Source organism: Novosphingobium sp. MMS21-SN21R, from assembly GCF_031846015.1.
In the GTDB taxonomy this organism is placed as follows: Bacteria; Pseudomonadota; Alphaproteobacteria; order Sphingomonadales; family Sphingomonadaceae; genus Novosphingobium.
On record NZ_JAVRDU010000001.1, the window covers coordinates 2,085,038 to 2,099,565 of the forward strand.

The following is a 14,528-nucleotide window of genomic DNA, read 5'->3' on the forward strand; positions in this document are numbered from 1 at the left end:
GGGCAAAATGTTGTCCAAGGTACAGGAGCATCGTCATGCGCGTCGGCACCGTCCGTGAAATCAAGAACCACGAATATCGCGTGGGCCTTACCCCAGAAAGTGCCCGCGAACTTGTCGCTCACGGCCACGATGTCTGGGTGGAGACCAGTGCAGGCAACGGTATTGGCGCAAGCGACGCAGACTACGAAGCCGCAGGTGCGGTGATCAAGCCTGATGCGAAAACGGTGTTCGACGGCTGCGAAATGATCGTCAAGGTCAAGGAACCGCAGGCGGTGGAACGTACGATGCTGCGCAAGGGTCAGATCCTCTACACCTACCTGCACCTCGCACCGGATCCCGAACAGACGGCCGATCTCGTCAAGTCGGGCGTGACTGCCATTGCCTATGAAACTGTAACAGGCGCCGGCAATACCCTCCCCCTGCTCAAGCCGATGAGTCAGGTAGCCGGGCGCATGGCGATCCAGGCAGGTGCCACCGCGCTCGAAAAGGCTCATGGTGGACGCGGAGTACTGCTCGGTGGCGTGCCAGGCGTGCTTCCCGGCAAAGTCGTGGTGATCGGCGGCGGTGTGGTGGGCGTCAACGCTGCGCAGATGGCAGTCGGTCTGGGCGCGGACGTGACCATTCTCGACCGCGATCCCGATGTGCTCGAGCGGCTCGACAACCATTTCGAGGGTCGCGCACGCACGCTCTATTCGGGCAAGGCCGCCCTCGCCAGCCTCGTGGCCGAGGCAGATCTCGTGATCGGCGCAGTGTTGATCCCGGGAGCGGCGGCGCCCAAGCTGGTGACGCGCGATATGCTTAGCACGATGAAATCCGGCGCGGTGCTCGTCGACGTAGCGATCGATCAGGGTGGCTGTTTCGAGACCAGTCATGCCACGACCCATGCCGATCCGACCTATGTGGTCGACGGTGTCGTCCATTACTGCGTTGCCAACATGCCAGGGGCAGTGGCGCGCACCAGCACTTATGCGCTGAACAACGTCACCCTGCCCCACGCCCTGCGGATAGCCAGCATGGGCTGGAAGGCGGCATTGCGCGCCGACAAGAACCTTGCCGCTGGCCTGAACGTCCATGAAGGCAAGGTGACGTACGAAGCTGTGGCGCGTGAACTGGGGTATGACTACACGCCAATCACCGACGTACTGGCCTGAACATCATCATGTAATGAAAGGCCCGGCCGGATCATCCGGCCGGGCTTTTTCGGATCAGAACTTCGCTCCAGCCCTCACACCGAACATGCGCGGCGTGGTTGGCACGATATAGGGCCGCTGGCCGCACGAACCGCACTGCTGGAAGCGCGAAAGCTGGCCGCGCTCGTCGAAGATGTTCGAGACGAACAGTTCGACCGAGTAGCTGTCCCAATCCGCACCGACCGTCGCGTTGACCGTGGCGAAAGCTTCGAGGTCGCCAAGTTGCGCCGCCGGACTGATAACGTTGCCGCTGAAGGTTTCGTAGATCGCCGTGCGAATGTCAGACGAGGCCGATCCCTGATATGTCCCGTTGAGCTGGAAGTGCGCCTTGGCATCACCAACTGGAACAACATAGCGCAACGTGCCGCTCGCCTTGAACTTGGGCGTGATCGGCAGGCGCGAACCCTTCGGCGCGGAGATCAGGTTGGTCTGTCCGTCCGGGCCGGGCGCGGTGCAGGTAAAGGTCGGATCGTCGAACAGACACAGGTTTTGCAGCGTCTTCGTGTCCGTATAAGCTGCTGACAGGTTAACGGTTAACGGACCACGGCCGATCGAGGCGTCCATGTCAAACCCGCGGATCCGAGCATTCGGGCCGTTGTGGATTTCAGTAAAGCTGTTCGCGCCGAGGAAGGCGAACTGGAAGTCCTTCCAGTTCTGCTGATAAACCGCGCCATTCAGCCGCACCAGACCGTTCGCCAACGTGGACTTGAAGCCCAACTCATAGTTGGTCAGGAAGTCCGCCTTGTAGGGATCGACATCGGCGCGGCGGTTGATGCCGCCGGGACGGAAACCGCGCGACCATGTGGCATAGACCATGAGGTCGCTGTTGGGCTTCCACGTCGCGTTGAAACGATAGGTGAAGCCATCATCCTTGGTGCGCACTGGCTTGAGCGAGCCATTCTCGAAGACCGCAAGATTGGTGCAAGGACCACCTGCTACCGCTGCGGGGAGCAGGGTGCGCGATGAGCTATACGTATCGCTATTGCGGTCATAGAGACGCTCGCCCGCAGTAGTGAAGCACTGCGCCACGCCGGTGCGGTTCGAGAAAGCTGCATTTGGCGGACTGCCGTCATACTGGCCAGTTGCGCCCGGATTGCGGCCAAAGCCGAAGAAACCGATCAGCGAGTTGTCGTACTTGAAGTAGCGACCGCCCGCCGTGACGGTGACTGTCGGGGTCACGCTATAGCTCAGCTCACCAAACGCAGCGTAGTCCTTGTCGACGCGCTTCTGTTCGGTCAGCCACAGCGTGCCGGGATGACCGTTGACCGACAGGTTCGAGGCGAGGCCTGCAATCTGGTAGTCCTGATGGATTTCGTTCGACTGGCGCTGATAGAACAGTCCGCCCACGAAGCGCAGCGGCTGGTCGGCAGGCGAGGCGATGCGCAGTTCCTGGCTCAGCTTGCGGAAGTGGTCCGTGCCGATCACCTTCTGGCGAGGATCGATCGTTGCGCCGGCAGCGTTCTGATAGGCAAAGCAACCGGCAAGGCCGCTGCAGTAGAACGTGCCTTCGGAGGTATAGTTCGAATAGAGCGCGTCGTAAGCTTCGGCGTAGTCGGTATAGTCCGACGACTGGAAGGTCTTGCGGTCAAGATAGGCGCCCGAATAAGTCAGGTCCCAATTGCCGAGCTTGCCCTCGATCGTCAGCGCGGCTTGCGCAAACTCGTCGTTGCGGAATTCGGGGAAGAAATGCTGCACCTGCAGATCGCCCACCGAAGGGTCGAACCCGTAGGAGCCACGGCTCTTGGTCTTCTGGTACATGACTTGCGGCGTGACCGTCCAGTTGTCGTCCAGATCGACCTTGAGCGCGGCGCGGCCGCCGTACGTGTCGGTGTAGTTGTAGTCCTTCTTTACGAAGGCTGTGTTGTTCACGACGATACCGTCGTTCAGGTTGCCGGCATACTGGTCGTTCGCATCGAGGATCGGCGTGCCGAGAAAACGCCTCGTGCCGGGGACGTTGTCGATATAGCCCGCGTCGCGCACATAATAGCCGATCACGCGCAGCGCCGCCATCGACGAGAGCGGGGCGTTGAACATGCCCTCGAACTTGTAGCCCTCACCGCCCTTGTTGACCGTGTTCACCTCGGCATCAACGCTGCCGTAAAAGCCGGTTGTATCTGGCTTGTTGGTGATGATGCGGATCGTGCCTGCTTCCGACGAAGCACCGTACAGGGTGCCCTGCGGTCCGGACAGGCTTTCGATGCGGGCGATGTCGTAGATATGGACATCAAGGTTGCCGCCGATGGTCGTGACGGGCTGCTCGTCGAGGTAAACGCCGACCGATGGCAGCGAGCCTGAGTGATTGCCATCGCCGCCCGAGGCAACGCCGCGCATATAGACAACGTTGGTGCCCGGCGTTCCGCCCAACGCCTGGAAGGTGACCGAAGGCAACTGCTGCGCATAATCGGTGAAGCTGGCAACGCCCAATTGCTCAAGCTTCTGCGTACCCAGCGCCTGGATCGAAATCGGCACGTTCTGCAGGTTTTCACTGCGCTTCTGCGCGGTGACGATAATGATGTTGGGGTCGGCATCGGCCGCGTCGGTCTGCGCCTCCTGCGCCATTGCCGGAAAACTGATCGCGGTGCCGGCAAGCAGCAGTAGACGCGAGAAACGTGCTTTGTTCAGACGCATTTCAGAACCCACCCTCATGTTTCTGTGCGGCATTATGCTGCGCTTCTGCCAAGCCCGCCGTCAAGACGGTTGCAAAGGGCAACTATTGATAAGTCGGATGCGTGGCCAATTTACAACGATGTCATTCACGCGGTGGCAGGGGTATCGGGATAGGCGTCGAGCACATCGCCGAGTGCTTGCTTGAGTGGATCAAGCCACGGCTCGAAAGGCTTCCACCCCTCGGTACCTTCACGAAAGATTGGGCGGCGCACCTGTTCGGAACTCGCGGTGCGCACTGCGCGCTCGGTCCGGTGGAAAGCGAGACATGCTTCCTCGAACGGCAAGTCGCAATGGCCGAGCAGGGCACGCACTTCAGCCTCTGTATCCTCGACCATGCGCTCGTAGATCACGCGGTGGACCTCGCCGGGCAGCACACGGTCGAAATGGGCCATGGCCCGCACATAGTCGCGGTAATAAGTGCCCATGTCCTCGAGCGAATAACTGAATCCCTGACCCCGCGCGAAGTGCTGCTTGAAGTTGGAGAAGCAGCACCCCAGCGGATGGCGGCGCGCATCGACGATCTTCGCATTCGGCAAGATCAGCTTGATGAAGGGAACGTGGATCCAGTTGTTGGGCATCTTGTCCACGAACAACGGCTTGTCGGTGTGCCGCTGAATGCGCGTTCGCGAGAAGTATTGCTCGCCAAGGTCACGCAGAGCTTCCGGAGATAACGCACTCAGCCCGGCAGGATAGTTTTCGATCGTGCGTGCCAGAAAGCCGATATCGGCAAGTTCGCTGGTGCCTTCGACCATCGAATGGCTGGCAAGGATCTGCTCGACCAGCGTGGACCCGGCGCGCGGCATACCGAGTACGAAAATCGGTCCTGTTGTGTCGCAGCCCCTGCCCGCGAGTCCTGCGACAAGAGAAGGCGTGACCGCAGCGATGCTGCGGTCAACTTGCGCGGTGATATCCGCAGCCTGATAGGGCAACCGTATTTTTCGCAAGGCGTTTCCTGCAGCATAATGCCGGAATGCCGCCTCTGCCTCGCCGCGATCCTCGTGCGCCTTGCCGAGCGCGAAATCGAGATGCCAGTGATCCTCGGGCGCAATGTCTGCTTGTTGAAGCGCCGCTTCCATCGCAGCAATATCGGCATCGCAAAAGTGCACCGTCTTCAGGTTTGCGAGGCTCCACCACGCCTCGCCGAGGCTGGGCAGGAGTTCAATCGCCCGGCGATAGGCAGCCACGCCGTCAGCCTGCCGCCCCACGGTCTTCAGCATATGACCGAAGCTCATCCAGACGCGCGGCTGGTTCGGCGCCTGTCTCAACACGAGTTCGTAAAGCGCCAGGGCCTCGTCGAATTCGCCGATGCGGCCATAGGCTGCGGCCTGAAGATTGGCGTGACCGATGTTCTCGGGATCGTCGGCGCTGACCTTGGCCAGTTCTTCAAGCGCTTCGGCAGCGCGGTTGGTGCGGTAGAGCACCAGCGCAAGGTTTGCGCGAGCAGGCGTGAACTGCGGGGCAAGTTCGATCGCGCGGCGCAGCAGGTGCTCAGCATCCTGATAGCGCCCGATCCGCCCGGCCAGTTCGGCAAAGAGCCGTATCGCGCGGACATCGAACGGATCTTCCTTGAGCAGCGCGCGCAGCAGTGGTTCGGCGGTGGGCAGATCATTCTCGTTCATCGCCACTGCCGCGCGAACAAGGCGCGAATCATAGGCAGACGAAGCGATTCTGCGGGCGGGCGTGGTGACGTTGGCCATTGCCCGCATCACAAACATGGTGACGCGCGTCAATCAAGCGTTAGTCTTCGATAAATGCCGCGCTCTTCTGTTCGTGCAGAGCGATTGTGCGGAGGGAGAACAGCCTGATGGGCAAAGCGCGCAAGCTTGGTTTCTGGATGACGCTAGCGCTGGTCGTGGGCAACATGATCGGGTCAGGCATCTATATCCTGCCCGCCACCCTGGCTCCGCTTGGACTTAATCAGATCGTCGGCTGGGCGGTGACCTTGGGCGGCGCGCTTTGCCTTGCCGCCAGCTTCGCGCGGATGGGCGCGCGGCTTCCGCTGTCAGGCGGTCCCTATGCTTATGCGCAGGCTGCGTTCGGGCCAATACCGGGTTTTGTCACGGCATGGTCGTACTGGACGATGTGCTGGGCGGGCAACGGCGCGGTGGCGGTAGCGCTGGTCAGCAATCTCAGCCTGATCCTGCCTTGGATCGGAACCACCCCGGGGGTGCCTGCAGTGCTCTCTGTGGGTTTCGTGTGGCTGTTGACATGGGTCAACATCAGGGGCGTGCGTGCTGCGGGCGACGTGTCGCTGATAACCACGGTGATTAAGCTGGTCCCACTCGCCGGGCTGATCGGTCTGGCGCTGTGGATGCTGCTTTCGGGCACGCCGACGGTCGACCAGACTCCTGTTCCGATAAGTGGCAACATGGTCGCAGCGGCGGCCGGGCTCACGTTTTGGGGATTTCTCGGGCTGGAGTCCGCCACCGTCCCTGCCGACAAAGTGGAAAACGCCAGCACGGTCGTCCCGCGCGCCACGCTGATCGGGGTAGCTGTGACCGGCCTCATCTACATGGGCATTTCGGGCGCATTTGCGCTCTACATGCCCTTGGCCGAGGCTGCTGCGTCGCCAGCCCCCGTTGCTGATTTCCTCGCACGGTTCTTTGGCTCGGGCGTAGGGCAGATCGTGGCGCTGTTTGCGGCGATCAGCGCGTTCGGCACCCTGAACGGCTTCATTCTGCTGCAGGGCGAAGTGCCATGGGCGATGGCGCGTGGCGGCGTGTTTCCGCGCTGGTTCGCCGCCGAAGGGCCGCGCGGCACTCCGGTCCGGTCGCATGTGGTTTCCAGCATCCTGCTCAGCATCGTCACCCTGCTGAACTACGGACGCGGTATGGGCGATCTGTTCGCGTTCATCGCCTCGGTCAGCCTCGCTGCCGGTATGCTGTCATATTTCATCGCGATGCTGGCCGCCGTACGCCTTCTGCCCGACGAGCGCTTGCTCATCGCCGCCGCGCTTGTGGGGGCGACATTCATCGCATGGGCAGCGTGGGGCCTCGGGACCGAGGCCCTAACCTATGGCGCAGGGTTCATTGCGCTCGGGCTGCCGGTGTATCTTTTGATCAGGCGCGATGCAGCAAGCGCCACACCATTGACCGGTCCCGAATGATCTCGGCAGCAGCATTATGCCCCGGCGCACCGGTCACGCCGCCGCCGGGATGTGTGCCCGACCCGCACATGTAGAGGCCCTTGATCGGCGAACGATAGTCGCCGTGGCCCAGAACCGGACGCGCGGCCCAGAGTTGGTCCAGCCCCATCGTACCATGGAAGATGTCGCCGCCAATCAACCCGAACTTGCGCTCAAGGTCCAGCGGCGAGTGGATCTGCCGCGCGATCACGCTGCCCTTGAAGTTGGGAGCGTGCGCGGTGACCGTATCGATGATCAGGTCAGCCACTTCTTCGCGGGCATCGTCCCATGATCTGCCGTCCGGCAATTCGGGCGCGAACTGCTGACAAAACAGGCTCGCCACATGCTGCCCGGGAGGCGCGAGGCTGTCGTCGACTGTGCTTGGGATCTTGATCTCGACAATCGGCTTCTTCGACCAACCATGCTGCTGCGCATCGATGAAGGCCTGGTCCATGTAGTCCATGCCCGGCGCGATGATGATGCCCGCCGTATGATGCTCGGCCAGGTCCTTGCCCGGCAGCACGGTGAAGTCCGGCAGCTCTGACAGCGCCACATTCATGCGGAACGTGCCCGACCCGGTCTTGTAGCTCTTGATCCGGCGGTTGAAATCCTCGTCCAGATCGCTGGAATCGACCATCTGGCGGTAGAGCATCGCTGGGCCGACATTTGCGGCGATGATTGGCGCGTAAAGCTCCTCGCCGCCCTCCAGCTTCACGCCGGCCGCCTTGCCGTTGTTGACCAGCACCTTGGACACCGGCGCTTCAAGACTGATCTCGACGCCCGCATCTTCGCACGCCCGCGCCATCGCCTGCGTGATTGCGCCCATGCCGCCGACCGCATGGCCCCAAGCGCCGAGCTTTCCGTTCACTTCGCCGAACACGTGGTGCAGCAACACATAGGCCGACCCCGGCGTCGAAACGCCAGCAAAGTTTCCTACCACAGCGTCGAAGCCGAAGGCCGACTTCACGTGATCGTCCTCAAACCAGCCATCCAGGAAATCGCGCGCTGACTTGGTGAAGATGTCGAGCAGGTCGCGCTGCGTGGAAATGTCCAACTTGGCCAGCGGCCAGCCCTGCATGGCTGCAGACTTCAGCGCCGCAAGCCCGCCGCCGACATTGGGCGGCGTCTGCAACGAAATGTCGCGCAGCACATTGGCGACCTTCTCCAGCGCCGCGTCATACTTCGGATAGGCCTCTGCATCCTTCCTGGAGAAACGCGCGAACTCGGCCTCGGTGCGCCCCGGTCCGCCGCCCAGCTTGAGGTAGGTATCGGGGAACGGGAAAAAGTTACTGATCGTCCGCTCGATCACGCGGTAGCCATAATCGTGCAGCTTCATGTCCGCGATGACCTTGGGCCGCAGCAGGCTGACAGTGTAGCTCGCGGTTGAATTGCGGAATCCGGGATGAAACTCCTCGGTCACCGCCGCACCACCGACAATGTGACGCCGCTCCAGCACGCGCACTTTCATCCCCGCCTTGGCGAGATAAAAAGCGCAAGTCAGGCCATTGTGCCCCCCGCCAATGATGATGGCGTCGTAACGGTTGGTCATGCGATTGCTCCCAGAAAACCCATATTTCCTTGAACTTCTATGACTTCGACCACCCTGCAGGCGGCGCATGATGCGCTCTTGCCTCGGGCGTGATCGCACGGATCTTGCGCGCAAAACTGCGCAGGCACACTTCACTCCGCCCGATCGGTCCGGCACCATAGCTAGCCGAGGCCATGCCCTGTTGTATGCGCTCGATCAGCCAGGTGTCTTCCTTGTTGACCACGCGGTTGATCCGCCAGTTGGCATAGCGCACCAGCTTCATTGCGCGGCGCTCATCCGGCAGTGCAAAGCACATCTCGCGCAGCACGGTGGTCGTCGGGGTCAATGGCAGCCACTGCATGAAATCGATCTGGTCTGCATAGATATCGAAGGCCATGTTTGGCCACAGCTTGTAATAGAGCCAGCGCCGCTGCGCTTGCGGGGACAAGTGCGGCACCTCGGGCAAATGCGCCTGATAGAACCGCTCCCAGAAATTGGCCGACGGCTTGTCGACCAGATCGCCCTTCATGCGGTCGGCCCAGCCGTGGTTCGAAATCTCGTAGGACTTGCCGAAAATGCGCGTCAGACCGTCGTGTGCCACCGGAATGTGCAGATTGTCCGAATAGTTGTCGCCGACGTTCTTCCAGTTCACCGCCCGTTTGCGCAGGTTCACGTCGCCGATCCTGCGCATGTCCTCGAAGCGGTAGGGCGCAACTTCTTCGTCGAACGGCGCCATCATTTCGGTAACCGAGGGGAAGCCGGCATCAACCAGACGCACGAACACGAACCCGCGCCAGATTTCGGCCGACACTGGTGCCAGGCCGTTTTCTTCCAGCTTCAATGCCGGATAATCCGCCTTCATGGGAACGCCCGACAGTCGCCCGTCCGGCTCAAACGTCCATGCATGATAGGGGCAGACCAGCTTCTTCGCGCAGCCCGATGGCCCCTCGACCAAACGCATCGCACGGTGGCGGCAGACATTGGCGAAAGCCCGGATCACGCCATCGTCACCGCGCATGGCGATGACGCTCTCGCCGAGATAATCGAGCGTGCGGTATTCTCCCGCCTCGGCAATGTCGCTCTCATGGCAGACGATCTGCCACGAAGGGCGGATCACCCGCTCCATCTCCACACCGAAATATTCCGGATCGGTATAGAGCCAGCCCGGCAGGCTCCAGTCCGCGTCCGGATCGGGCGCATCCGATGAAATGTGCCGGAGCGCGCCGGAAAGATCGCCCATCATTGCCGAATCCACAATTGCTTGTTGAACGATCGTACAACAACAGGCAGAATGTTCAAGTGAGCAATGCGAGCGCCCCTTCCCCCGCCTTTCGTCGCGCCGAACCCGATGCGCGAAAGCTCAGCCTGATCGAGGCTTGCGGGCGCGTGCTGGCCCGCGTCGGCGCGGCAGGAGCAAGTGTCCGGGCGATTGCGCAGGAAGCCGGCGTTTCAGTGGGTCTGGTCGGGCACTACTTCGGCGGCGTCGATGCATTGGTGTCCGCCACCTATGATCACGTTGACGGAAAAGTGGCGGAAGCGCTCGACCATGCCTTAGCGAACGCAGGCTCCGACGCGCGCGCCAGGCTCGAAGCGTTCGTCACTGCCAGCTTCGCCCCGCCGATAGCCGACCCGGCACTGCTCGCCACATGGATCGCGTTCTGGAGCCTCGTCACTGCACGCAAGGACATCGCCCGCCAGCACGACGAACAATACGCAGGTTACCGTGCGAGGCTCGAAGCCCTGCTAGGCGATTGCGGCCTGCCCGAAACAGGCCGCCACCACGCCGCCATCGGCATAACCGCGATGGTCGACGGGCTGTGGCTGGAACTGTGCCTCTCGCCTGGCTGTTTCACGCCCGAGGAAGCGCGGGACATAGCCCGCCGCTACCTCGCCACGATCATTTCGAAAGATCGGTGATCAGGCTCAGATAATAGGTGATGCCCGGCCGGATGTTCGACAGACGGGTACGTTCGTTCAAGCCGTGCGAGAAGTCTTCCGAATCCTTCGAGAACGCGGGGCTAAGCCCGTAGCTCGGCACGCCTACCGCGCGGAACCACATCGAATCCGATGCCCCAGATGCCTGTGACGGAATTAGTGCTACACCCGGATAGGATTTGGCCATTGCCTTGGTCACCGCGCTCATCAGATCGGCGCGCAGCGGCGAGGCTGGCGATGCCACTGACCCCAGCGTGACGTCAGTAATCTTCACCGCCGGATCGCCGACCACCTGCCCCAGTTCGGCCATGATCGCTTCCTTGGAATGGCCGGGGAATATGCGGCAGTTGATGTTCGCCCAAGCGCGCTGCGGCAGCGCGTTCTCCGCGTGCCCACCGCCGAGCATCGTCGGCACGCAAGTCGTGCCCACCTTGCCCACCATCGATGGGTCGGCCCGCAAAGTCGCCAGCGCCTTTTCATCCGCCGGGTTGGCTGCGAACGCGCGCATAGCGGCCGCAATCTCAGCCTTCTCGGTGAAAGCCGCGGCCTTTTCGAAATAGCCCTTGGTGATGTCGTTCTGCTCGGCCGTGAACTTGTAGGCACCGACTTTCGCCAGCGCGTGCGAAAGTTGCACGATGGCATTGTCGGGGCGCGGCGCGGAACTGTGCCCACCGGCGTTCGTCACTTCAAGACGGTAATCGGCATACGTCTTTTCCGCGCCCTGCCAGGTCCAGTAGAGCGGCTTGCCGGTAGCTTCATCCAGCGCTCCGCCGCCGCCATCGACGTTGATCACCAGTTCCGCGTTCTTGAGCTTTTCGGCGATGATCGCGCTGGTCTTCATCGTGGTTTCCTCGTCGCCGGAAAACTCGATGACGATGGTGCGCCTGGGCTTGTAACCCTGGCGGCGCAGTTCGATGAGGGTGGACAACGCCAGCGCGCCATCGAACTTCATGTCGCTCGCGCCGCGCCCGAACAGGATGCCGTTCTCGACGACCGGCACGAACGGATCGCGCTCCCAGTCCTCGCGTTTGGCCTCCACCACGTCCATGTGGCCGGAAATCACCAGCGGCTTCAGCGCTGCGTTGCTGCCTTTCCATGTCGCAATGAGGTATGCGGTATCATCCACCGGCATGATCTCGATGTCCGAGGCGCTCCACCCCCCCGCAATCAGGGCATCACCGAACAGCTTTGCCACGTCCGCCGTGCGGTTGCCCTCTCCCCGCACCGAACGGATGGCGATGGCCTTCTGCGCCAGATCCAGCGTCTGCGCCTCGGCCTTGGGATAGTTTGCATCCTTGGCCACCGCCGGAACGGAAAGCGCCACCGAAGCGACGAGAATGAAACGGAACTTGAGACCCATGTTTGCGACTCCTTTGCCGTAACGCTGGCCTCATGCCTTTGCACTGGCAACAACTTTTCCGCTGAACCGCATAGGAAAAGGCCCCAGCCGCTTACGCGACCGGGGCCTCCAACCACTCAAAGTTTTGCTGCAGGATCAGCGCTTGATCTTGCTGGTGTCAAACGTGCCAAGACCGGGCTTGAAGCTCTTCTCGTCGAGGAACTGACGGGTCGCTTCCTTGCGCGCTTCAACGCCGCCGAAGTTGTGCAGCGCTTCCTGAGTGCGGATCAGGTAGTCCTCGGCATTGTCGTAGGTCATTTCAGTGACGCGGCGCACGGCCCACTTCGTCGCACGAAGGGCGTGGCCATCCTTCTTGCACAGCGCCTCGGCGATTTCGAGAACGCGCGCCTTGAGCTTGTCGGCAGGCACGGCTTCGGTCACCAGGCCCTGCTGCTCGGCCTGCTTGCCGGTCAGGTTTTCGCCCATCATCGCGTGATAGACGGCCTTGCGCAGCGGCATCAGGTCAGCCGCAACCTTCGACGCACCGCCACCCGGAAGGATGCCCCAGTTGATTTCGGACAGGCCGAACTGCGCATCTTCCGAAGCGATGGCGATATCGCAACCGAACAAGGGTCCATAGCCGCCGCCAAAGCACCAGCCGTTGATCATGGCGATTGTGGGCTTCTCGTACCAACGCAGACGGCCCCACCACGAATAGGCTTCGCGCTGCGCCTTGCGGATTGCGCCCAGGCCTTCGGCTTCCGTCTCGCGGAAGTATTCCTTGAGATCCATACCGGCCGACCACGCATCGCCTTCGCCCGACAACACGAGCACCTTCACGTCATCGCGAAATTCGAGATCCGCAATGACTTTGCCCATCTGGCGGTTGAGCTTGGGGCTCATGCAGTTGCGCTTCTCGGGGCGGTTGAACTTCACCCAGGCGATGCCGTTTTCGACGGTGAAAGCGACGGTATCTTCTTCCGCGCGCTCGATCTTCTGTTCAGTCATGGTCTGTCCTCTCGGGATGAATTCAAAATCAGATCGGGAAGTGATTTAGATCGGGAAGTGTCCGGGCTGGGTTTCCATTGTGATCCAGCGCAGTTCGGTGAAGCTGTCGATGCCCGCCTTGCCGCCAAAGCGCCCGTAACCGGATGCGCCGACGCCGCCGAAAGGCATCTGCGCTTCGTCATGCACGGTCGGTCCATTAACGTGGCAGATGCCAGACTTGATCTGGCGCGCAACCCGAAGTCCGCGTGCAGTGTCACGCGTGAACACGGCAGCCGACAGGCCGTATTCGGTGTCGTTCGCCAGTTCGATTGCGTGGGCTTCGTCGCGGGCATGAATGATACCCACGACCGGGCCGAAGCTTTCGTCGCGGAACAGCTTCATTTCCTGCGTCACGCCATCGACGACATGTGCCGGCATCAGCACGTTGTGCGTGGTTTTGCCGCCGGTCAGCACTTGCGCGCCGTGGGCCACGGCATCGGCGATCAGGCTCTCGCAATGTGCCACCGTCTTGGCATCGACCACCGCACCGAGCGGCGTCGTACCCTCGCGCGGGTCACCTACGGCCAGTGTCGAGACCTTTGCCTTGAAGCGCGCGGCGAAATCGTCGGCGATGGCGTCGACCACAATGATCCGCTCGGTAGACATGCATATCTGCCCCTGGTTCATGAACGCGCCGAAGGCAGCCGCCTTGACGGCTTCGTCCAGATCGGCATCGTCGAGCACGATCAAAGGTGCCTTGCCGCCCAGTTCCAGCAAGCAAGGCTTGAGATTTTCGGCTGCACGCTTGGCGATGATCCGCCCGACCGCAGTCGATCCGGTGAAGTTGATGCGCTTCACATCTTTGGCATCGATCAGCGCGCCGACAACATCAGCAGCATCGGCGGGGGCGTTGGTCACCACGTTGACGACGCCTTCGGGGAAGCCTGCATCCATGAACGCTTCAATGATCAGTGCGTGCGTGCGCGGGCACTGCTCCGATGCCTTGAGGATTACGGCATTGCCGCAAGCGAGCGGCACGGCAATCGCGCGCACGCCGAGGATGATCGGGGCATTCCACGGCGCAATGCCAAGGATGACGCCGACCGGCTCACGCAGCGCCATCGCCACGCAACCGGGCTTGTCCGAGGGGATCACTTCACCGGCGATCTGGGTCGTCAGCGCGGCGGCTTCGCGCACCATCGACGCAGCAAGGCCGAGGTTGAACAGCGCCCAGCCCTTGGTCGCGCCGATTTCGCCCATCATCGCTTCGACAAAGGCATCGGCACGCGATTCAAGCGCCACGGCGGCCTTCATCAGAACGGCACGGCGCGCGTTGGGGCCCATGGCTGCCCAAGCCGGAAATGCGGCACCGGCGCGTGCGGCAATTGCAGGAATATCGCCGGCCTGCATCGCTTCGGCTTGCGAAGCCACAGCGCCGGTCATCGGATTGATCCGTTCGAACAACATCACATCTCTCCCAATATGTTATGCCTTATAGCAATCTTGGGTTGGGCACGCAACAGGCGATCGCAAGCACACCGACCCTGTCCAAAAGTGCAGTTACTGCACGTTGGGACAAATTTCGGGTCGCTCCACCGGGGTGTCAAAGCTGCCATTATGGTATTGTAGAAAATAGACAAACAGCAGCGATCGGCAGGAAAATCCTTTGTCTCGATCCCGTCAGTTGCAGTATATGCAACCACATTGTCGCGTTTCGCACTTGCGAAAGAACTGCCGACCGACCATCTCGGTGAGGCC

10 protein-coding genes are annotated in these 14,528 nt (G+C 61.6%); 3 read left to right on the top strand and 7 right to left on the bottom strand.

The genetic code is table 11. From position 1 onward, the window contains the following. The first annotated feature begins 35 nt into the window (after window positions 1-35). Window positions 36-1,151 carry an alanine dehydrogenase gene (ald, locus tag RM192_RS10080; RefSeq protein ID WP_311507405.1) on the top strand — a complete coding sequence of 372 codons (1,116 nt, stop codon included), beginning with the start codon at window positions 36-38 and terminating at the stop codon, window positions 1,149-1,151. Window positions 1,152-1,205: 54 nt separating this feature from the next. Here the strand turns inward: ald and RM192_RS10085 are convergent, their stop codons facing one another. Next, entirely contained in the window at window positions 1,206-3,818 is a 2,613-nt protein-coding gene (locus tag RM192_RS10085) for a TonB-dependent receptor domain-containing protein (protein WP_311507406.1), read from the bottom strand. A gap of 125 nt (window positions 3,819-3,943) precedes the next feature. Then, on the bottom strand, window positions 3,944-5,554 hold the full coding sequence (locus RM192_RS10090) for a sulfotransferase (protein WP_311507407.1): 1,611 nt from the start codon (window positions 5,552-5,554) through the stop codon (window positions 3,944-3,946). 107 nt (window positions 5,555-5,661) lie between these two features. Between RM192_RS10090 and RM192_RS10095 the strand changes: the two genes are divergently transcribed. After that, a complete protein-coding gene (locus RM192_RS10095; RefSeq protein ID WP_311507408.1) occupies window positions 5,662-6,963 on the top strand; it encodes an amino acid permease in 1,302 nt (433 codons plus the stop codon). Here RM192_RS10095 and RM192_RS10100 read toward each other — a convergent pair. Then, on the bottom strand, window positions 6,917-8,530 hold the full coding sequence (locus tag RM192_RS10100) for an NAD(P)/FAD-dependent oxidoreductase (RefSeq protein ID WP_311507409.1): 1,614 nt from the start codon (window positions 8,528-8,530) through the stop codon (window positions 6,917-6,919). The two genes, RM192_RS10095 and RM192_RS10100, sit on opposite strands and share 47 nt — an antisense overlap. Before the next feature lie 37 nt (window positions 8,531-8,567). Further along, complete coding sequence (locus RM192_RS10105; RefSeq protein WP_311507410.1) at window positions 8,568-9,749, bottom strand: aromatic ring-hydroxylating dioxygenase subunit alpha; 1,182 nt, start codon at window positions 9,747-9,749, stop codon at window positions 8,568-8,570. 59 nt (window positions 9,750-9,808) lie between these two features. Here RM192_RS10105 and RM192_RS10110 point away from each other — a divergent pair, with 59 nt between their 5' ends. Beyond that, the gene (locus RM192_RS10110) at window positions 9,809-10,426 is read left to right on the top strand and encodes a TetR family transcriptional regulator C-terminal domain-containing protein (protein WP_311507411.1); all 618 of its coding nucleotides are present in this window, start codon (window positions 9,809-9,811) and stop codon (window positions 10,424-10,426) included. Here RM192_RS10110 and RM192_RS10115 read toward each other — a convergent pair. The 3 genes from RM192_RS10115 to RM192_RS10125 form a co-directional block, all read right to left on the bottom strand. Further along, window positions 10,407-11,804 (bottom strand): M20/M25/M40 family metallo-hydrolase, encoded by a 1,398-nt coding sequence (locus RM192_RS10115; protein WP_311507412.1) that lies wholly within the window; start codon window positions 11,802-11,804, stop codon window positions 10,407-10,409. The two genes, RM192_RS10110 and RM192_RS10115, sit on opposite strands and share 20 nt — an antisense overlap. 135 nt (window positions 11,805-11,939) lie before the next feature. After that, a complete protein-coding gene (locus RM192_RS10120) occupies window positions 11,940-12,791 on the bottom strand; it encodes a p-hydroxycinnamoyl CoA hydratase/lyase (RefSeq protein ID WP_311507413.1) in 852 nt (283 codons plus the stop codon). Between the two features lie 45 nt (window positions 12,792-12,836). Next, window positions 12,837-14,237: an aldehyde dehydrogenase gene (locus RM192_RS10125; protein WP_311507414.1), complete on the bottom strand. Its 1,401-nt coding sequence runs from the start codon at window positions 14,235-14,237 to the stop codon at window positions 12,837-12,839. Window positions 14,238-14,528: the final 291 nt, after the last annotated feature.